The organism is Streptomyces sp. NPDC048506 (genome assembly GCF_040651315.1).
Taxonomy (GTDB): Bacteria; Actinomycetota; Actinomycetes; order Streptomycetales; family Streptomycetaceae; genus Streptomyces.
This window is the reverse complement of record NZ_JBEZIX010000004.1, coordinates 83,559-103,108: the sequence shown is the minus strand read 5'-3', so window position 1 is coordinate 103,108 and position 19,550 is coordinate 83,559. Positions and strand designations below refer to the sequence as shown.

Annotated in this window: 13 protein-coding genes and 3 pseudogenes; 3 read left to right on the top strand and 13 right to left on the bottom strand. The window is 71.7% G+C overall.

Annotated features, from left to right (window positions below; genetic code table 11):
- Positions 1-10: 10 nt before the first annotated feature.
- The 8 genes from AB0C96_RS04355 to AB0C96_RS04320 all read right to left on the bottom strand — a co-directional run bounded on the left by AB0C96_RS04355 (position 11) and on the right by AB0C96_RS04320 (position 14,037).
- Positions 11-1,264, bottom strand: a complete 1,254-nt coding sequence (locus AB0C96_RS04355; protein WP_362913522.1) for an ATP-grasp domain-containing protein — start codon at positions 1,262-1,264, stop codon at positions 11-13.
- Positions 1,257-2,021: an alpha/beta fold hydrolase gene (locus AB0C96_RS04350; protein WP_362913520.1), complete on the bottom strand. Its 765-nt coding sequence runs from the start codon at positions 2,019-2,021 to the stop codon at positions 1,257-1,259. Before AB0C96_RS04350 ends, AB0C96_RS04355 begins: the two co-directional genes overlap by 8 nt.
- Entirely contained in the window at positions 2,018-2,236 is a 219-nt protein-coding gene (locus AB0C96_RS04345; RefSeq protein WP_362913518.1) for an MbtH family protein, read from the bottom strand. Before AB0C96_RS04345 ends, AB0C96_RS04350 begins: the two co-directional genes overlap by 4 nt.
- A 5-nt stretch (positions 2,237-2,241) precedes the next feature.
- The gene (locus tag AB0C96_RS04340; RefSeq protein ID WP_362913516.1) at positions 2,242-2,445 is read right to left on the bottom strand and encodes a hypothetical protein; all 204 of its coding nucleotides are present in this window, start codon (positions 2,443-2,445) and stop codon (positions 2,242-2,244) included.
- A 1-nt stretch (position 2,446) separates the two neighbouring features.
- Positions 2,447-5,395, bottom strand: a complete 2,949-nt coding sequence (locus AB0C96_RS04335; RefSeq protein ID WP_362913514.1) for a beta-ketoacyl synthase N-terminal-like domain-containing protein — start codon at positions 5,393-5,395, stop codon at positions 2,447-2,449.
- Complete coding sequence (locus tag AB0C96_RS04330; protein ID WP_362913512.1) at positions 5,392-10,635, bottom strand: amino acid adenylation domain-containing protein; 5,244 nt, start codon at positions 10,633-10,635, stop codon at positions 5,392-5,394. The genes AB0C96_RS04335 and AB0C96_RS04330 overlap by 4 nt, the downstream gene beginning before the upstream one ends.
- Positions 10,636-11,079: 444 nt before the next feature.
- A complete protein-coding gene (locus AB0C96_RS04325; RefSeq protein WP_362913510.1) occupies positions 11,080-12,378 on the bottom strand; it encodes an ATP-grasp domain-containing protein in 1,299 nt (432 codons plus the stop codon).
- 45 nt (positions 12,379-12,423) lie between these two features.
- Positions 12,424-14,037 (bottom strand): MBL fold metallo-hydrolase, encoded by a 1,614-nt coding sequence (locus AB0C96_RS04320; protein WP_362913508.1) that lies wholly within the window; start codon positions 14,035-14,037, stop codon positions 12,424-12,426.
- Positions 14,038-14,348: 311 nt separating this feature from the next.
- On the opposite strand from AB0C96_RS04320, the gene AB0C96_RS04315 reads away from it, so the two are divergent.
- Genes AB0C96_RS04315 through AB0C96_RS04305 form a run of 3 tightly spaced genes read left to right on the top strand, consistent with a single transcriptional unit; the run spans position 14,349 to position 16,347 of the window.
- Positions 14,349-15,725 carry an MFS transporter gene (locus AB0C96_RS04315; protein WP_362913506.1) on the top strand — a complete coding sequence of 459 codons (1,377 nt, stop codon included), beginning with the start codon at positions 14,349-14,351 and terminating at the stop codon, positions 15,723-15,725.
- Positions 15,726-15,770: 45 nt separating this feature from the next.
- On the top strand, positions 15,771-15,902 hold the full coding sequence (locus tag AB0C96_RS04310; protein ID WP_362913504.1) for a hypothetical protein: 132 nt from the start codon (positions 15,771-15,773) through the stop codon (positions 15,900-15,902).
- A 22-nt stretch (positions 15,903-15,924) separates the two neighbouring features.
- Positions 15,925-16,347, top strand: a complete 423-nt coding sequence (locus tag AB0C96_RS04305) for a hypothetical protein (protein WP_362913503.1) — start codon at positions 15,925-15,927, stop codon at positions 16,345-16,347.
- 49 nt (positions 16,348-16,396) lie between these two features.
- On the opposite strand, the pseudogene AB0C96_RS04300 reads toward AB0C96_RS04305, so the two are convergent.
- The 5 genes and pseudogenes from AB0C96_RS04300 to AB0C96_RS04280 form a co-directional block, all read right to left on the bottom strand.
- Positions 16,397-16,494 (bottom strand): annotated as a pseudogene (locus AB0C96_RS04300) (AAA family ATPase); the annotation flags it as partial.
- 336 nt (positions 16,495-16,830) lie between these two features.
- Positions 16,831-17,394, bottom strand: a pseudogene (locus tag AB0C96_RS04295) (SDR family oxidoreductase); the annotation flags it as partial.
- Positions 17,394-17,966 carry a VC0807 family protein gene (locus AB0C96_RS04290; RefSeq protein ID WP_362913501.1) on the bottom strand — a complete coding sequence of 191 codons (573 nt, stop codon included), beginning with the start codon at positions 17,964-17,966 and terminating at the stop codon, positions 17,394-17,396. The gene AB0C96_RS04290 and the pseudogene AB0C96_RS04295, both read right to left, overlap by 1 nt.
- Before the next feature lie 19 nt (positions 17,967-17,985).
- Positions 17,986-18,879 carry a 2-dehydropantoate 2-reductase gene (locus AB0C96_RS04285; RefSeq protein ID WP_362913750.1) on the bottom strand — a complete coding sequence of 298 codons (894 nt, stop codon included), beginning with the start codon at positions 18,877-18,879 and terminating at the stop codon, positions 17,986-17,988.
- Positions 18,871-19,380: pseudogene (locus AB0C96_RS04280) on the bottom strand (DUF6817 domain-containing protein); the annotation flags it as partial. The gene AB0C96_RS04285 and the pseudogene AB0C96_RS04280, both read right to left, overlap by 9 nt.
- Positions 19,381-19,550: the final 170 nt, after the last annotated feature.

Genomic DNA, 19,550 nt, shown 5'->3' with positions numbered 1-19,550 from the left:
GTCCGGTGGGTCAGCGAAGGCGGTAGACCCGGTCCTTGAGCTCCTGGACGAGCCGGTAGTCGCGTTCGAGGTCGCTCTCCGAGTCGGCGGTGAGGAACACCCTGAGCGTGCTGGTGTAGAGGTCCACGGTCGGCTTGATCCGGCCGCCCGGCTTGAGCTTCACGTTGAGGCCGTAGACGCTGTCGATGGCCTCGATCTCCCGCACCACCTGCTCGTCCACGCTGTCGACGACGCCGTCGAGCTCGGTGGGCGCGGTGTAGACGGTCGCCTCCCGGACCTTGTGGTAGGTGCGTCCCGCGTAGCGGTCCAGGAACTCCTGCGGCCGGACGTAGGCGAGGGCGGTGAGGTCGGCTTGGTTGCCGCCGACGCACTGGTCGTGGAAGGCCGGGTGCATGTTGCCGGACAGCCGGGCCCCGACCTCGACCAGGGTCGGGCCGTCGGCGGTCACGATGACCTCGGCGTGCGAGGGGCCGAAGCGGATGCCCAGCGCGTCCAGCACCTCGTTCGTGTAGGCGATCACCTCGGGCACCGGGCTCTCGTGCTCCGCCCGGATGGTCTCCTGGTCGTAGATGTTGTGCGTGCCGATGAGCTGCTTGCGGTACTGCCAGACTCCGCAGGTGTAGCGCTTGCCCTCGTAGGAGACCATGTCGACGACATACTCGTCGCCGGCGAGGTAGGACTGCACCAGGGCCTCGCGGTTGGAGGTCTCGAAGATGGTGTCGGAGGCCAGCACGTACTCGGCGGCCGCCCGGACCTGGTCGGCGTCCCGGCAGACGGCCACCCCGTCGGTCGCGGCGGAGGTCAGCGGCTTCACCACCACGGGGTAGGCGTCGTGGTTCTCGGCCCACTTCACGAGGGCTTCCGCGTCGTCGCTCTTGAACTGCTCGGCGCAGCGGACCCCGGCTCGGCGCAGCGCCTCGATCATCTCGTACTTGTCGCGCCGGGCGGCGGACAGCTCGGTGCCGTTGGAGGGCACTCCGAGCAGGCCGGAGAGCGCGTCGGCCAGCGGCACCCCGGGTTCCTGGCCGGCCACCACGCAGACCGGTCCGTACTCGGCGAGCCGGGCGGCGGTCGCCTCCGGGGTGTCACAGACCAGGGCGGCCCGGTAGGCGTCCAGGTTCGGCGGCATCATGGACGCCAGCAGCTCGGGGGTGCTCTGTACGTGGACGAGGTCGGCGTCCAGCCGGGCGAAGGCCGGGGGCAGGTAGTTGCCTGACGTGTAGGCGTCCACCAGTACCGCGACCGGCCGCTTCTGTTCAGCCATGTTCTCCCCTTGGGTTGCTAGTCGTTGGGCAGGCGACCGGACCGAGCTGCTGCTCGATCAGGCGGAAAGGCGGGTCCGTGATGAGGTAGAAGTGGCCGCCGGGAACCTCGTGCTGGGAGAAGCCGCCGTCGGTCAGCTCCCCCCACGCCGCGGCGTGGCCGGCGTCCACGTGCTCGTCGGTGTCGCCGAAGACGGCCGTCACCGGGCAGCCGACGGGCGGGCCCGCGCGGTACCCGTACCGCTCGAACATTTCGAAGTCGCTGCGGACGTAGGGGAGTACCAGGTCCCGCAGCACGGGGTCGGCCAGCAGCTCGGTGTCCGTGCCGCCGAGATTGATCAGTGCCTCGGCGAGTTCGTCGTCCGTCCTCAGCGGGGCATTGCTCGGTGCGGCGTCCGGGTCGTCGGCGGCCCGGGCGCCGGAGACGAACAGGTGGTCCAGGCGCACGCCGCGCCGCTCGAGGGCGCGGGCCGTCTCGAAGGCGACGACCGCGCCCATGCTGTGACCGAACAGTGCGAGCGGGAGGTCGGCCAGCGGCTCGATCGCGTCGGCGGCCTCCTCGGCCAGGCGGTGCACGTCGTTCGGGAGCGGTTCGGCGATCCGGTCGGCGCGGCCCGGGTACTGGACGGCGTGCACTTCGAGGGCCGGCAGTTCCGCGGCCCACAGCCGGAAGAACGAGGCCGAGCCGCCCGCGTGCGGGAAGCAGACGAGCCGGCGGGCCGCGCCGGGGCGGCCCTCCGGGCACCGCAGCCAGGTCACGCGGCACCGCCCGCTGCCGCCTCGACGAGGCTCTTGGGCCGCATGTCCGTCCAGTTGGCCTCGACGTGGTCCAGGCAGGAGCGGCGGCCTCCCGGGCCGTGGACTGCCGTCCAGCCGGCCGGCAGAGCGGTGAAGGAGCGCCAGAGCGCGTACTGTCCCTCGTCGTTGACGACCACCAGATGGGTGGTGTCCTGGTCTTCGGGCTGCTTGGTCATGGTGGTCACCTTTCGTTGGTCGCGGCGGCGGCGCCGGCGGGCTCACCGGCCGTAGAGAGGACTGCGGCGAAGCTGCCGGGGATGGATCGGGCGGTGCGCCGGTGGGCAGCGGGCCGGTCGAGCCGGTCGGCCGGGGGCCGCGCGGTCACGGTGTCCGTCCGGACGGTCCCGGGGCGGACGGCGGTGGGCGGGGCGGTCGCCGGACGCATCTCAGCTCCCCTCGGCGGTGGTGGACAGCAGGCCCCGGACGACCTCGGCCTGGCCCCCCAAGGTGCGGGCGATCAGCAGCTCGCGGACCGGCACGGCGACGCCGAGCTGCTGCCCCAGGCGGCGGGCGAGGCGGGTGACGATCAGCGAGTCACCGCCGAGCTCGAAGAAGTCCGCGTCGTCGGCCGCGTCCGGGTGGCCGAGCAGCTCGGTCCAGCCGGCCGCGACCAGCGCCCGGGGGCTCTGGGTGTCCTGGGCGGGGGTGGCCACGGCCCCGGACGCCCCGGCCCGAGCCGCCTCGGCCTGGGCCGCCCCAGCCGGCGACTGTGTCGGTGCCACCGGGCGAGGCCGCACTTCCGCCGCGATGAAGCGGGGGCCGGCGAACGGGTAGCCGGGCAGGTGCACCCGTCGCCCCGGCCCGGTCAGCGCCGCCGGGTCGACCGGCTGGCCCATGGCCCACAGGGCGCCGAGCCCGAGCAGCGGGGCGTCGTCCGTACGGTCCGCCGCCAGCGGGACCGTGTCCAGCCCGGCTGCCTCCGCCATGCCGGACAGAGCCTTCCCCGGTCCGACCTCGACGGCCACCGCGCCGGGGAAGCGCTCGGCGACGGCAGCGATCGCCTGCCCGAACAGCACAGGGCGGCGGGCCTGTTCGGCGAAGTGTCCGGCGCTGACGACGGCCCCGGCGGGAATGAGCTCCCCCGTCGCGCCGGCGGTGAACGGCACCCGGAGGCGGCCGAGTTCGCGGCCGGCCAGCTCCCTGCGCAGCTCGGCCGCGGCGGGCTCGATCAGCGCCGAGTGGAAGGCGTGGCTGGTGCGCAGCCGGCGTGCCGGGACCCGGCCGTCGAGCCACTTCTCGAACAGCTCGGCCTCCGCGGCCGGCCCGGCCAGCACACAGCTGTCCGCCGAGTTGACCGCGGCGATGTCGAGGGCGGCACCCGAGTCGGAGAGCAGTCTCCCGGCCTCCGCGACGGGGATGGGCAGCGCCAGCATCACGCCGGTCGGGCAGTCCTGCATGGCCCGTCCGCGTACCGCCACCAGCCGGGCGGCGAGGGGGAGTTCGAGCACGCCCGCCAGGCAGGCGGCGGTGATCTCACCCAGGCTGTGCCCGACCAGCGCGACCGGTCTGAGTCCCAGCCCCTCCAGGGCGGTGGCTGCGGCGTACTCGACGGCGAACAGCGCCGGCTGGGCCAGCTCGGTGGCCTCCAGTTCCGCCTCGGGGAAGGCCCGGTCGAGCAGCGCCGCGTGCAGCCGTCGGGCCTGCGCCGGCTCGAACGCGGCCAGGCATTCCTCCAACTTCCCCTCGAAGCTCGGAAGATGAGCGAGGAACGGCAGGGCCATGCCCGGAGACTGTGCGCCCTGGCCGGGCAGCAGGAACACCACCGGCGCCGGTCCGTCCGCCGGGCTGTGGCCCGCCACCTGCCGGCCGGAGCCGGTCAGCCCCGCGGCGATCTCCGCGCCGGTCTGGCCGGTCACCGCCAGGCGGTACGGGAGCGCGGCACGTCCGGCCGCCAGGGTGTGCGCCACGTCGGCGGGCGCCAGGTCGTGTGTTTCCAGGTGGCCGGCCAGCCGCCGGGCCGACCGCCGTACGGCGTCGGGGTCCGCGGCCGAGATCAGCACCAGCCTCTCCCGCCCGTCGGCGGCCGGCGGCCGTGGCGGGGCCGGCGGCTGCTCGACGATCACATGGGCGTTGGTGCCGCCGATGCCGAACGAGCTCACCCCTGCCCGCCTGGGTCCGGCTCCGTTCCAGTCGGCGCCCTCCCGGGGTACGTACAGCGGTGAACCGGCCGTGTCCAGCAGCGGGTTGAGCCGGCTGAAGCCGGCCACCGGGGGCACCGCGGCGTCCCGGACCACCATCGTCGCCTTGATCAGCGAAATCAGTCCCGCCGCGGCGTCCAGATGGCCGATGTTGGCCTTCACCGCACCCACGGCGATCCGCCCCGGCCGGGAGGCGGGTCCGCCGAAGGCAGCGGAGGCGGCCGACCACTCGATCGGGTCGCCCACCCGGGTGCCGGTGGCGTGCGCCTCCAGATAGCCCAGCGAGTCGGCCCCGACGTCGGCGGCTCGCAGGGCCGCGCGGATCACCGCTTCCTGGCCGGTGGCGGAGGGAGCACTGTAACCAGCCTTGCGGACACCGTCGTTGTTGATCGCCGAGCCGAGGATCACCCCGTGCGGGACGGATCCGTCGTCCAGTGCGTCGTCCAGGCGGCGCAGCACCACTCCGGCGGCCCCGGATCCGGCGAGCGTCCCGTCGGCGTCCGCGTCGAACGGCCGGCAGGCACCGGTGGCCGAGAGGATGCCGCCCGGCACGTGCAGGTGGCCGGCCTGCGGGAAGTCGACCGAGGCCGCGACCACCACCGCCTGGTCGCATTCGCCGTTGATCAGTGCCTGGGCGGCCAGGTGGACCGCCACCAGGGACGAGGAGCAGGCCGTGAGCACCGTGAGGGCCGGGCCGGTCAGGCCAAGCCGGTAGGCGATCCGGGTGGCCGCGAAGTCCCTTTCGCAGCCGAGCAGGACCTGCTCCAGCACCTCCGGGTCGGTCACTCCGTTCGCGATGAGCCGGCGCAGGTAACCGCTGCCGCTGGTGGCGGCGAAGACGGCGGTGACCGGTGCCGGTCCGACGGGGCCCTGGCCGGCGTCCTCCAGAGCCGCCCACGCGGTCTCCAGCAGCAGCCGCTGCTGCGGGTCCATCAGTTCGGCCTCGCGCGGGCTGATCCCGAACAGGCCGTTCTCAAAGCGGTCGGGGTCGGCGAGCAAGCCCCGGACGGGTACGTACGCCGGGTCGCCGAGGACGTCCTCCGCGACTCCTTCCGCGCGGAGCGTCTCGGGGTCGAGCCGGCTGGTCAGCACCTGGCCGGCCAGGACGGCCCGCCACCAGTCGGCCAGGCCATCGGCGCCGGGGAGCCTGGCCGCCATGCCGGTCACGGCGATGTCGAGTGATCGGTCGCGGCTCATGCGGCGCCTCCCCCGGCCCGTCGGCGGCGGGCCTGTTGCACCCGTGCCCGGCGTTCTCTGTCGTCCTCTTCTGCACTGGATTGCGGGGCGTCCGCCGCCGCGGCCTCCTCCAGCAGACCGGCCTGCGCCATGACCGTGGTGAACCGGAACAGGTCCAACACCGCGACCTCCACACCCGTGCGCCGCTGCAAGGCCACCTGAAGCGCCGGAACAAGCAGCGAATGCCCACCGACATCGAAGAAGTTCACCTCAGCAGGAACAGAGGCCACACCCAACACCTCCGCCCACGCCGCCGACACCAGCGGCACGGCGTCCTCGCTCCGCACCGCCGCCTCAGCCACCGCCGCGGCCTCCTCCAGCAGACCGGCCTGCGCCATGACCGTGGTGAACCGGAACAGGTCCAACACCGCGACCTCCACACCCGTGCGCCGCTGCAAGGCCACCTGAAGCGCCGGAACAAGCAGCGAATGCCCACCGACATCGAAGAAGTTCACCTCAGCAGGAACAGAGGCCACACCCAACACCTCCGCCCACGCCGCCGACACCAGGGCGGTGGTGTCCCCTTCCGCCGTACCGGCACCGCCGTCCGCGTCCTCGCGTTCGGCGAGCCGGCCGAGTTCAGCCCGGTCCACCTTGCCGTTGGCGTTGACAGGGAAGGCGTCCAGCCGGCGCAGCACCGCGGGCACCATCGGTTCGGGAAGCTGCTCGCCGAGTTCGCGCCGCACTGCGGCGAGGTCCAGTCCCCGCTCGGCGGTCACGAACGCCACCAGTTGTGTCGCGCCCCGGGTGTCGGCCACCACGGCGGCATCGCGCACACCGTGGCAGGCCCGCAGGGCGGCCTCGACCGCGCCAAGTTCGATGCGGTGGCCGCGGACCTTCACCTGGTTGTCGCGGCGGCCGAGGAACTCCAGCCGACCCTCGGCCGACCAGCGGACCCGGTCGCCGGTGCGGAACATCCGGGCACCCCATTCACCCGAGAACGGGTCGGGCAGGAAGGAGCACGCGGTCTCCACCGGTCGGCCTAGGTAGCCCCGGGAGACTCCGGCACCGCCGACGTACAGCTCACCAGCCACTCCGGGCGCGACCAGCCGCTGCCGGTCGTCGAGGACGTAGAGCCGGGCTCCGGGCACCGGCCCGCCGATATCCACCGGGCCGACCTTGCCGTAGCGGCGGAAGCTGGACCAGACGGTGGCCTCGGTGGGTCCGTACTCGTTGACCACCTCCGCCGGAGCGGCGAGGTCGAACTGCCGTTGCAGCAGGGCGTCCGGGAGCGGCTCGCCGGCCACGATGACCCGCCGGACGGAGCGCAGGCCGGCACCCGTGCCGCGTTCGGCGGCGGTCAGCAGCACCTCGTACAGCGAGGGCACGCAGAGCAGGTCGGTCACCTGGTGGCGGTCCACGAGGGCGAGCAGCCGCGCCGGGTCGCGTATCTCGTCGGTGCTCGCGATCACCAGGAGGCCGCCGGCGGTGAGCGTGCCCCAGAGACCGGCCACCGAGGAGTCGAAGGCGAGTGAGGAGAGCAGTAGGAAGACCGGCTCGCCGGGGTAGGTCTCGCGCCGGGCCAGGGTGGAGGCGGCCAGCTGGGCGTGCTCGACCACCACGCCCTTGGGCTCTCCGGTGCTGCCCGAGGTGTAGATGATGTAGGCGGGGTCGTGCCCGGCGACCTGCACCGTGCTGAACTCAGCGGGCCCGTCGGGAAGTTCGTCGGCGCGGACAACCGGCAAGCCGGCACGGATCCGGTGAGCGAGGCCGCCGGTGGTCACCACCGCGGCGACCTCGGCGTCGGAGAGCACCGAGTCGATCCGGGCGTCCGGGCTGGAGGGGTCGAGGGGGACGTACGCGCAGCCGGCCCGCAGCACGCCGAGGACGACCGCCGCCGCCAGGGCCGAGCGTTCGACGAGGACGCCGACCCGGGTCCCGGGAACGACCCCGGCGGCGGCCAGCCGTTCGGCGACCCGGCCCGCTCTGTCGTGCAACTCGCCGTAGGAGTAGGTGACTTCGCTGCCGGCCACGGCCGGGCGGTCCGGTGTCCGGCGGGCCGTCTCCTCGACCAGCAGGTGCACCGGAGTGTGGTCGGCCGGCAGGGCCGCGCCCCGGCCTGCGGCCAGCAGGCCCTCGGTCTCCTCCGGGGACAGCATGGCGACGGCGTCGGCGCAGTCCGCCCCCTGCGCGGCGAACCCGGTCAGGATCGTCCGCAGGTGGGCCATGAACCGGCCGATCTGCTCCGGGCCGTAACGGTCCGTCCGGTAGACGGCCACCAGGTCGGCGCCGTCGGCCCGCTCCTGGAGGGTGACCGTGAGGTCGTACTTGGACACCTTGGTGGCCAGCGGCAGATCCGCAATCCGCAGCCCGGGCACGGCCGGCAGGGCCTGGAACGGCTCGTGGTTGAGCAGTACCTGGAACAACGGCGTGCGGCTCGGGTCCGGGGTCACGCCGAGATGGCGGACCAGCTCGTCGAAGGGGACGTCGCGGTGTGCGTGGGTGCGCAGCAGGGCCCGGCGGGTGGCGGCGACCAGGTCGGCCGCGGACTGGCCGGGCTCGGAGCGCAGCCGGACGGGGGCCGGGTTGACGAACATGCCCACTGTGTCGGCGAAGCCGTTGGGCCGGGTGTCCATGCTGGCGCCCAGCACCATGTCGGCGGAGCCGGCGTAGCGGGCGAGCGTGGTGGCGAGCGCGGACAGGGCGAACACCAGCGGGGTGGTGCGGTGTTCGCGGGCGGTGCCGCGCACGGACTGCCAGACCTGCGGGTCCAGCGGCAGCCGCAGCGAGTCGCCGCGCCAGCTGCGGTCCGAGCGGGTCTCGCCCATACCGAGCGGCTGCTCGACGGGCGGCAGCCGGAACTCCTCGGCCCAGTCGCGGAAGCCGTCACCGTCGACGCCGGCACCGCGCCCCTCGCGGGCCAGGTAGTCGTCGTAGGCCATGGCGGACGGGACGACGGGGGTGCCGGCGTAGCGGCGGAACAGTTCGTCCGTCACGATCTGGATGGACCGGCCGTCGTTGACGATGTGGTGGGCCGCGAACAGCAGGACGTGGTCGTCCTCGGCGAGGCGGAGCACCTCCAGTCCGGCCAGGGGCTCGGCGAAGAGGTCGAAGACCCGGGTGACCAGCTTCTCGAGCTCGTCGTCCAGGGCGTCGGCCGGGACGCTGCGGGTGCGCAGTTCCATCCGCTCCACCGGCCACAGGTCACGCGTCGGTTCGCCGTCGCGCTCACCGATCCGCAGCCGCAGTTCGTCGTGGGCCGCCAGCACGGCGCGCCAGGCAGTGGCGAGGGCGTCGGTGTCCAGCGGGCCGGCGACCCGCAGTGCCCAGGGCACGGTGAACTCGAAGCTCCGCGGGTCCATCCGGTGCATCAGCCACAGGCGCCGCTGCGCGGCCGACAGGGCCGGTGCCCGGTCGGTGGCCCCCGCGGCCGCGTCCGCAGTGGCGGCGGCCGCGAGGGCCGCGTCGAGGGAGTGCTGCAAGCCGCGGGGCGTCGGGGTAGCGAAGAAGGCGGCGAGATCGAGGTCCACGCCGTGCGCGGTGGAGAGCGCGGCGACCAGCCGGGTGGCCTCGATGGAGGTGCCGCCGACGCCGAAGAAGTCCTCGTCGGCGGAGTGCGGGCGGGTGCCGACGGCTCGCTCCCACTGTTCGGGCACCGGCCCGTCGAGCGGCGCGCCGGGCCGGTCGTCCCGCGGGGCCCGAGAGTCCGGGCGGGGCAGGGCGGCCTCGTCGATCTTTCCGCTGGCGGTGAGGGGGAACCGGTCCACCTCGACGAAGGCGTTGGGTACCGCGGCCGGGGCGAGCAGCCCGGCGAGGGCGGAGCGCAGCGCGTCCGGGTCGAGCCGCTCACCGTCCGCGATCCGCAGGTAGGCGCGCAGCCCGTGGGCGCCGACGGCGGCGCGCCGGGCGACGTAGGCGTCCGCGACGGCCGGCTGCGCCCGCAGCGCGTTCTCGACCTCGTACGGGTCCACCCGCTGCCCGCGCACCTTGAGCTGGTCGTCGGCCCGCTCCAGGTAGTCGAGGAGTCCGTCGGGGCGGATCCGGACCCGGTCGCCGGTCCGGTACATCCGGGCGCCCGGCCGGGTGCTGAACGGGTCGGGCAGGAAGGACTCGGCGGTGAGGCGGGGCGCGTTGAGGTAGCCGCGTGCGACCTGCGGGCCGCCGATCCACAGATCGCCGGCCGCGCCCGGCGGGAGCGGCTCCAGGTCCGGGCTGAGGACATAGACGGTGGTGCCGGCGACCGGGCGGCCGATGGTGGGCCTGTCGGTCTCGGCGAGGGCGGCGGTGGTGACGATGCCTGCCTCGGTGGGGCCGTAGGCGTTGGTGGCGCTCACCCCGAGTTCACGCAGCCCGGTCCAGGTAGCGGTGTTCACCGCTTCCCCGGCCAGCTCCAGCCGGATGGGCCGTTCGCGCAGCAGCTCGTCCAGGCCGAACTCGCGCATCAGGGCGAGCATGGACGGTGTGAGGTCGAGGAAGCGCACGTCCTCGTCGCGCACCCAGGCGACCAGGGCCTGCGGGTTGCGGTAGGTGGCGTCGTCGGCGACGACCAGGCAGGCGCCCCGGGTCAGGTGGAGCAGCTGGATGTAGCTGACGTCGAAGGAGACGGCCGCGGTGAGGCCGACCGTGGGGGCGGCGTCGAGGGGAAGCGGGTCGAGTTCGGCGGCCACGTACGCGGCGAGGTTGCCGTGTTCGAGGGCCACGCCCTTGGGGAGGCCGGTCGTGCCCGAGGTGTAGATCAGCACGGCCAGGTCGCGGGGTCCGGGCGCGGGCGCGCCGGTGCCGTCCGGGCCCGCTTCGCCGGAGCGGCCGAGGTCGTACAGGACGGGGATGTCGCTGCCGGCGACCCGGATGGCCAGGTCCGGGCTGCTCACCACGATGCCGGCCGCGCTGTCGTCGAGGACCAGTCGCAGGCGGGCGTCCGGATGCATCGGGTCCAGCGGGACGTAGCAGCCGCCGGCCCGCCAGACGGCGAGGATCGCGACGACCAGGTCGGTACCGCGTTCCAGCAGTACCCCGACGGTGCTGCCGGGGCGGACGCCGTGGCGGCGCAGGTCGGCCGCCGCGAGCTCGACCCGGCACGCCAGTTCGGCGTAACTCAGCCGGGTGCCGCCGGCCCGCAAGGCAGGCGCGTCGGGGGTTGCGGCGACCCGCTCGTCGAAACGCTCCAGGGCGGTCCGGGGGGCCTCGCGGCCCGGCTCAGGTGCGGTCAGCAGCGCCTGGGCCCGGAGGGCGTCGTCGAGCAGTCCGAGTTGATCCGGCATCAAAACCTCCAGAGTGGCGTGGTGGGCGCGGCTTGGCCGGCGCTTGTCCGGGCATTACCGAGTGCGGCCTGGCGAGCTCGGCTCTGGCCAGGTTGGAGGGAGGGACGGTGGCGGCGGGGGCCGGCCGTCCATGGCGGCGGCGGGTACCGGTGCGTCACGCCGGTGGCGGCGAGCGGCGGCACGCGCGAAGGACGCCTTAGCCCGGCCGCGGCGCGCCCGTCGTCGCGCCGCACCGGCGGGCGCGTCGCAGGAGGCCGGCGGCCTGGCCACCGGCCCGTAGTTCACCTGCGGCCCCGGGCGCTACGGGGATGAGCGGCGGTCGGTGCACATGGCCCCGCGGCGTATCCCGAGCGCCCGGACCGCCGCCTGCGCGCGGTGACGGCCCGGGTCAGGAGGTCGTCGAGTTGCGGCCCTCGACGCGGACGGGCGCGATCCGGTGACCGCTCACGGGGATGCCCCGGCGGACGGAACCGGGGGCGCCAGCCGGTACACCCCGTCCTTGAGGTCCTGGATGGCGCGGTGGTCCGACAGCAGGGCGGCCTGGTCCAGTCCGGTCATGAAGATCCGCAACGGACTGGTCAGCAGGTCGGCCGTGGGACGCAGCCGTTTGCCGGGCGACAGCTTCACGCCGACGAGGTGGACGGTCGGCAGGGCGGCGATCTTCTCCACCACCGCCTCGTCCACCGAGGCGATCACGCCGGCCAGCACGGTCTGCGTGTTGTGGACGACGGCCTCCTGGCGCTTGCGGTAGACCTTCCCGGCGTACCGCTCCAGGAACTCCCCGGGCCTGGCGTACGCCAGTGCGGTGAGGTCGGCCTGGTTGGTTCCCAGACACAGGTCGTGGAAGCCCGGGTTCATGTTCCCGTTGAGCCGGGCGCCGATCTCGACCAGGGCCGGGCCGTCCGGTGTAACGATGACCTCGGCGTGAGCCGGGCCGTTCCGGATGCCCAGGGCCTCCAGCACGGTGTGGATGTAGGCGATCAGATCCGGCACGGGTGCCGCGTCGGGGTCCAGCAGCACGTCCCGGTCGTAGATCCGGGAACCCGAGTCGAGCAGGCGCTTCTCGTACTCCCACACACCGCAGACGTAGTGCCGGCCATCGACGCTCACGGTGTCCACGATGTACTCGGTGCCGGCCAAGAAGGACTGCACCAGTGCTTCGGTGTTCGGCCGGTCGAAGATGTCCACGGACGCCAGGACCCGCTCGGCGGCGGAGGCCACCTCGGCGGCGTCGTGGCAGATGTAGACGTGGTCCGTGGACGCCGAGCTGAGCGGCTTGACGACCACCGGGTACTCGCCGGCGCTCTCGGCCCAAGAGGCCAGCGCGGCGGGGTCGCCGCTCGTGGACTGCCGGGCGCAGTGGATGCCCGCGGCGCGCAGTGTCTCGATCATGCGGTACTTGTCGCGCCGGGCCGCGGAGAGCGCCGAGCCATTGCTCGCGAGACCAAGCCGCTCGCTCAGGGCGTCGGCCAGCGGAACTCCGGGCTCCTGCCCGGCGAGCACGGCCACCGGCCGCAGCGCGGCGAGTTCGGCCGCGACCTGCTCGAAGGCCGTCTCGTCGGGGCAGATGTAGTTGTGCTGGTACTCCTCCATGGCCGGCGCGAGCATCGAGGACATGAGCTCGGCCGAGCTCTGGACGTGCACCGCCTCCACGCCGAGCCGGGCGAACGCGGCCGGCAGGAAGTTCCCGGTCGAGTAGGCGTCCACCAACACCGCTGGTCCTAACAGGGGTGTCGAAGTCATGTGATCCGTTGCCTTCCGAAGTGGGGTGACCGAAGGGCGGTCGGGTCAGGACCGGGCACTCCAGCTGCGCTCCGCCGTGATGTACAGCAGTTCGGCGGGTACTCCGCGCTCGGCGCAGAGCCCCTCGAGGATCTTCGTCTGCTTGAGCTGTTCGGCCTCGGGGTCGTACCAGCAGCCGGTGAGGTGCTTCAGCCACGGTTCGATGCCGAGAGCGTAGACGTACACCTGCTTCGCACCGAGCTGGCGGGCGAGGTCGTCGGCCGGGGCGGCGAACGAGCCCTTGAGGCCGCGGTCCAGGTCGAATTCGCGCGGGATCGGGGTGTCGAGCAACGGGCCGTACAGCCAGCTCATCGGTGCGCCCACGCACTCCAGGCCCATGAACATCGCGTCGACGGTGCCGACTTCGTCGGCCACCAGGTCGTAGACCCTCGGGTCGAGCGGCGAGGTGTCGGTCGCGAAGAGGAACCCGCGCCCGCCGATGCGGATCAGCGGCACCATCTTGGCCCGGATGTCCAGCTCGCCGTGTTCGCCGAGGAACGGCAGTGCGGTGATCCGCGCGGGGCCGAGGTCGATCGACTCGACCTCCGCCAGGTCGACCACGTTGCGGAAGCCGATCTGCTCCAGCAGGGTCCGCAGGCCGAGGTCGGGGAGGGTTCCGCCGGAGGCCCGGGGGACGATCACCGTGTCGATGCGGTGCCGCAGCTGTAGCAGGGTCTCGAGCGAGAAGTGGTCGGAGTGCCCGTGGCTGAGCACCACGGCGTCGATGCGGTCCGGCAGGTCGGAGAGGGTGAAGTGCTGGTGTCCGTTGCCGTCGTACCCGATCACCGGGTCCATCAGGACGGAGAAGTCGCCGAGCTCCATCAGCACGCAGGCGTGGCCGAAGAAGCGCACGCGCACCTCGCCGGCGGCGGGCGGCTGGTACGGCGGGCGGGCGGGCTCGTCGGTGAACAGGCTCTCGAACAGCGTGCGCTGACTGCCAGTCAGTTCGAAGGCGTCGGCCAACTGTCCGACGTCAGTCCGCTCCAGGCGGGCGGCGAAGAGGCTGTCGATCTCGGGAGCGGCGAACGGCACCCGCAGGTCAACCCTGGAGTCGCTGGGCAGAATGGGCGAGCTGTAGATGAACGGCTGCGCGGAGTCGTGACGCGGCATCAGTGAGAGGGCCTGGGCCTCGGGCTGCCAGGCTGCGGTGCGGTAGAGCAACGACTCGAAGAACCTGATCGAGGGGTTTCCCGCGGTGTCGTAGACGAGTTCGGTGACACCGCGCAGTGACTCGGGCAGCCGGTTGTACAGGGGGGCCATGGCCCGCCCGTCCGCGTTCTTGGCCAGCAACTGCCGTGCGGCCGCGATGTCCTCGGCCAGCCGGATTCTCGGCTCGCCTTCCTTGAGCGTGCGTTCCAGCAGTTCCTCGATGCCCTGCCGGCCGGCCGGACCGGGGCTGATGAAGGGGGCGCCGAACATCTCGGGGTTGCGCAGCGCCTGCTCGTGGGCCTCGGGTGCGGCGAGATAGCCGCGCAGGGCGGGCAGGTGGCGCTTGGCCAGATTGAGTGCCCCTGTGTGGGGAGCCGCCACGTACGGCACGGCGTACCAGCGGTGCACCAACGGCTGGGCGACAGTGGGCGCGGACAGGAACCCTCGGCCTGCAGGCAGGCTCGAACTCATAGAAATCCCCTAGTCGGTGGTGGGAGGGGGTGTGGTGCAGTCAGGGACCGAGGCGGGGGTTGTGCCCACCAGCCACTCTGGTCACTTCGCGGCTCATTGTGCGCACATGCCGCAAGAAATTTACATGATTAGACGATCAATGGGTTGATCTTGACGCTCCAGAATCGGAGCAACTTCTGACATTTACCCCCAGTCGGCCCGGTTTTCGGCTCCGGCTTCCCCTGCTTCCTCTCGACCAACTGTCAAATTCCGGCCATACGGAGCGCCCGACAAAAAACCGTTGGCCGGGCCGCGGAGACCGTGATAGGTCTTTGCCCGGCATCAGCCTTTCCGCCTATTCGTCTGCGCGAAGCGCACACAAGTCGTCTGCGCGAAGCGCGGACGAACTAGCTGCGTTAATAGCCAAGGAGAACGGAATCCAATCTTCCTCTAGTCGGCGCTTCACTATCCTTGTCCTGGCGACGGCGGCTGCCATCGCCGTTTCCAACATCTATTTCCCGCAGCCGTTGCTCGCCGCCATCGCCCACAGCTTCGAGATCTCCGAGAAGAAGGCCGGCCTGATTGCGACAGCGGGCCAGATGGGCTATGCGATCGGCATCGCCCTGGTGGTGCCGCTCACGGACGCCGTCGATCTGCGCCGGCTGGGAGCGGTGCTCCCGGCGCTGACCTCGCTGGGCCTGCTGGCCGGGGCGGCGGCCCCCAACACGCTGACGCTGACCATCGCCACGCTCGCCCTGTCCACCACGACGGTGCTGCCTCAGATCATCATGCCGGTCGCCGCCTCGCTGGCCGCGCCGGAGCGGGTCGGCCGCACCATGAGCGCCGTCAGCGTCGGGCTGACGCTCGGCACCCTGCTCTCCCGCACTGCCTCCGGCGCCATCTCCGACCTCGGCGGCGGCTGGCGCTCCGTCTACCTCATCGCGGCGGTGCTGACCGGAGCGCTCGTCCTCGTCCTCCCCCGCCACCTGCCCGTGACGTCCGGCCGCGCGCGCATCCCGTACGGGAAGCTGCTCGTCTCCATGCCGCGACTGCTCGTGCTCCACCGGGAGCTGCGGACGGCCGCGTTCCTCGGCGGCACCTTTTTCGCGGCCTTCGCGGCATTCTGGGCAACCCTGGCGTTCCATCTCGCAGAACCCGTTTTCCACATGGGGTCCGGATACGCTGGGCTTTTCGGCCTCTTCAGCGTCCCGGGCGCCCTGCTGGCCGTCCTGGTCGGGCGCCTCAACGACCGCTACGGTTTCACCGCTGTCACCTCGGTCGCCACGCTGAGCTTGATCCTCTGTTTCTCGATTCTCGGGCTGTTCGGGGACACTTCCGTCGTGGCCCTGATAATCGGAAGCAATCTGCTCAGTTTCGGGGCCGGAAGTTCGACCATCGCCAATCAGGCCCGGATCTTCGGGATTTCTGAGGAGATCAGAGGGCGGGTCAACACCGTGTACATGGTGTCGACGTTCGCCGGCGGGGCAATCGGCTCATTGATCGCCACTGTCGTCTACGACAGTCACGGCTGGACTGGAATGATCGCCTCCTGTTTTGTGTGGGTCGCCCTGGCCGTCGCCGGTTTCGCACTGGGCACGGTCCGACAGCGGCCGACTGCCGTCGCCACCGTCCAGGAGCAGGCGGCACGGCCAGGCAGTCGCGGCAGGAGAGCGAAGGGGCGGTTCGAGCCGCCTTCCCGGTGCCGATGAGGTGACCCTCGCCTGGCCGGCCCGGGCGTCAGCCCCGGCGCTGACGTGCCCGAGTTGTTCGGCCGCTGTGGTGTAGCGGTCGGCGAACTGGCCGGCATCGGCTCGGCCACCTTGATCTATTTGTCCGATCGCATCGACGAGACCCGCTCGTCGCAGTGGGAGACGGACACAACCTGATCCGTGGTCAGAGTACGTAAGGGTGGAGACTGACCTTCTCGTGCTCGATGAAGAGCTCGACCCACGTATCGACGACATCTTCGGGCAGCGGATCAGCAAGGTCCAGCAGGATGTTCGTGCCATCGAAGTCCAGCAGGGCGGCACCGTCCTCAGTGAGGCTCAGATGTCCCCGCAGGACTACGCAGTGCCCACCGGTCCGGAGCCCAGGGCCGATACCAACAGCAGGTTTGGCGTTCTGCCCCCAGACGATGTCCTCGTCGATCGTCCACTCGACGTGGTACTCGCCCGGCTCCGCGGCACGATCCCCGCACCACCGGACCGCGGTGTGACCGAACGAGGTCCGGATATCCGCAAGCCAAGGACGTCCGGGAAACCTTGCGACCTTCACCAGTTCGATCAGCAGGCCTCGATCATGCAGCATCCGCGTCGCTGCTGGAACCCGTGACGTTTCGGCGCTGCCCCACACGGGTTCGCCGGACCAAGTGCGCTTTCCCGAACGATTCGTTCGAGGCGATGGCGACGCTGTTCTTCTCCTCCCGCTCAGTCAGCACCTGGACAGCAACTCGGCGCCCCTGCGGTCGAGTTCCACGTACCGAGTTCGTCGATCTACGCACCGCCGCAGGCTGTCGGAGCCCGCGTGGCGCCGCTTGAGCTGGGACTTCGGCCTCGGCTCGCTTGGCGAGGCTCGGGTCGATTTCGACGGCGGTGACTCATCCTTCGGACCTGCCAGTTGGGCGAGGAGCGCGGCGGAGAGGCTGGCGCCGATGCCGATGTCCATGACGTTCGCGCCGGGATGGACGTCGAGCATGCGCAGGTGGGCTTGGGTGACGGCGGCAGGGTTACCGAGCATTGCCTCGACGGTGGCGGCGACCTCGGCCGGATCAGCAAGCAGTAATCCGTGTGTGAGCAGGCCGGTGCGTACCGATGCGAGGGCGGGGGTGTCTACCAGCCCGGGGCAGACGGTGTTGAGGCGGATGTGGTCCGCTTCCAGTAGTGGTGCGGCTGAGCGGACCAGTCCGATGAGGGCGTGTTTGGCGGTGGCGTAGAACACGTCGGGTGAGCCGGTCAGCCCCGCGATGCTGCCGGTGACGACGATGTGCCCGCCGCCTTGCTGCCGCAGTCGGGGCAGGGCGGCGTGGAGGCCGTAGACGACGCTGTCCAGATTGGTGCGCATCGTGTCTCGGTAGCGTTGCGGCGTGAAGTCGTCCAGTCCGCATTGGCCCGCGATCGCGGCGTTGAGCACGGCCGCGTCCAGTCGGCCGAACTCCTCGACGGTGCGCGCCACGACGTGCTCGTTGTCGTCGGGTGAGGCGACGTCGGTGGCGACGAAGAGTCCGCCGCACTCTTCGGCGACAGCTGTGGCGTGGGTGGTGTTGGTGTCGGCGACGACCACGCGCCATCCCCGGCCGGCCAGCCTTCGCGCGGTGGCGGCTCCGATGCCCGAGGCGCCGCCGGTGATCAGCGCGACCGCGCCCTCGGTCTGACCAGCCATCACGCCGCCTGCCCGGTGGCGGGGCTAGGCGTGATCGTCAGGCCGCGGCTGCGCAGCCCGTTGCGGCGCAGGTAGGCACGGCCGAAGAACCGCTGGAAGGCCAGGATCGCCAGCAGTGTCACCCCCAGCAGCACGTCGTCGAGGACCGGCACCAGGTCGACTGGCAGGGTCATCGCCAAGACGATCCGCGCCGTGCTGTCGATCAGGCAGGCGATGCCCCAGAACGCGCTGCAGATCCACAGCATCCGGCGGAACGCCGGATACCGCTCCCAATTGGCCTTCACTGTCCGCTGCTTGTCCTCGTTCACGACGATGCGGGTCGCCTCGTAGAGGAACGGCCGCCGGGACAGCAGGGTGCACAGCATCCACACGCCGATCGCGGCCATGCCCCAGCCGTTGCGGATCAGCAGCAGCCGCGGGCTGCCGGTGACGAACGACATCGCAACGGTCAGGCCCATCGCAGCGAGCATGAAGAGCTGCAACCCACCGATCCGGCGTTCGGTGACGAGGCCACGGACCATCCCGGCTGCCGGGATCACTGCACCGCCCAGCAGCGCGACGAACTGGTTCACCCCCAGCCAACGCTGGTTGTCAGCCGGTCGTCAGTGCGGTCATCAGCCGGTTCGCGACCGGCACGGCGACGTGGTGCCGTGCGGCCGCCCGCAGCAGTGCCCCGCCGACCGCGTCCAGCTCCAGCGGACGGCCCGCCTCGGCGTCGCGCTGCATCGAGGACTTGGCGCCCGATGGGAAGGCGTCGTACAGCGCCAAGGCCCTGGCGGGATCAGCGGGCGCGCCGCAGGCCCGGCTGACAGCGGCTGCCTCCTCGACGAGTGCCACCAGTTCCTCGCGCCGTTCGGTCCGTACGTCGCCGATGGTGAGTCCGTAGCGGGTGGTGAGCAGCGCGAAGGGTGCGAGGAACGCCAGCTTGGCCCAGAGCACGGCGGCCTCGTCCTCGGCCACACAGGTTCGCACTCCGGCTGCCTGGAGCATCGCGGCCAGCGCTTCCACTGCGTCCTGCTGCTCTGCCGGTCCGGTCAGGTCGATCTCGGTGAACGGGCTGCCGTGCTCAACCCTGCCTGGTGCGACGCGAGTTGACTCGACCCGGATGACGCCAGGGGTGACCCTCCGCGTACCGTACCGCCGGCGCAGCGCGGCCGGGTGCTCGATGCCGTTGAGCAGCGGCAGCACGAGACCATCGCCGAGCATGCCGGGCGGTATCCGCTCCAACGCTGCATCGAGGGCGGTGTGCTTGACCGTCACCAGACACAGATCGACCGGCTCGCGCAGCTCGGTGTCCGCCTCGACCGGTGCGGTGAAGTCGCCGAACTGTGCGCTGCGTACCTGAAGGCCGTCCCGGCGCAGTGCCCGTGCGGTCGTCTCTCCCGCCACGCAGACGACCCGGTGTCCGGCACGGGACAACAGCGCGGCAAGGAGGCCGCCGACGCCGCCCGGCCCGAGCACCGCCACGGTCCAGGGAGCGAGCATGGCGTGGCAGTCCTTCCAGGCGGAGCCGCTCAGGAGCGGCCGGAAGCGGGTGAACAGGGCGAGGAGTTCGGGACCCCGTGTCCGGCGGAAGGCGGGGTCGACGAGGCCGATGTCGAGCTCGTTAGCGGCGGATAGTTCGGCGAAGTCCCTTCGCAGTCCAAGGTCCGGAGTGAAGGTACGGCTGGTGAACCGGTCGCGGAAAGCGGCGTCGCCGCCGGCGAGCGTCGGGTAGGAGGCACCGCGGTCGCAACTGGCGTAGAGGTACACGAGGGCTTCGGCCTCGGTGCCGATGACAGAGGCCAGTTCATCGCGGCGGTCGAGGGGCAGCAGGGCGGTGGCGAAGCCGTCGGTCCCGTACAGCGCGTGGCAGAGGCCGGCGAGCTGGAGGGCAGGGCGAGCGCCCCATGCGGCGAGTCGTTCCTGTACGCGTAGCAGGTGGGCGAGGAGAGTACCGCCCGGGTGAGCGAGGTCTTCGGCGCCGAACTCGCGCAGCAGCGCGATGACGTGAGCGGTGGTGGAAGGGGTGGCGGACAAGGGATCAGTTCCTCTCGGCACGTGGAGGGTCGGCACCCGCCCGTGCCTTCGCCTCATGTCCGGACCGTTGCGAAGGCACGGGCGGGTTGCCGCCCAGGGCCCTGCGGTGATCATGGAGCACTATGAAAACCCAAGTC

Excerpts from the sequence above, each read along its gene's own strand:
- AB0C96_RS04355 (WP_362913522.1), bottom strand. The coding sequence starts at position 1,264 with ATGGCTGAACAGAAGCGGCCGGTCGCGGTACTGGTGGACGCCTACACG.
- AB0C96_RS04285 (WP_362913750.1), bottom strand. The coding sequence starts at position 18,879 with ATGCTCGCTCCCTGGACCGTGGCGGTGCTCGGGCCGGGCGGCGTCGGC.
- AB0C96_RS04340 (WP_362913516.1), bottom strand. The coding sequence starts at position 2,445 with ATGCGTCCGGCGACCGCCCCGCCCACCGCCGTCCGCCCCGGGACCGTC.
- AB0C96_RS04330 (WP_362913512.1), bottom strand. The coding sequence starts at position 10,635 with ATGCCGGATCAACTCGGACTGCTCGACGACGCCCTCCGGGCCCAGGCG.
- AB0C96_RS04345 (WP_362913518.1), bottom strand. The coding sequence starts at position 2,236 with ATGACCAAGCAGCCCGAAGACCAGGACACCACCCATCTGGTGGTCGTC.
- AB0C96_RS04335 (WP_362913514.1), bottom strand. The coding sequence starts at position 5,395 with ATGAGCCGCGACCGATCACTCGACATCGCCGTGACCGGCATGGCGGCC.
- AB0C96_RS04325 (WP_362913510.1), bottom strand. The coding sequence starts at position 12,378 with ATGACTTCGACACCCCTGTTAGGACCAGCGGTGTTGGTGGACGCCTAC.
- AB0C96_RS04320 (WP_362913508.1), bottom strand. The coding sequence starts at position 14,037 with ATGAGTTCGAGCCTGCCTGCAGGCCGAGGGTTCCTGTCCGCGCCCACT.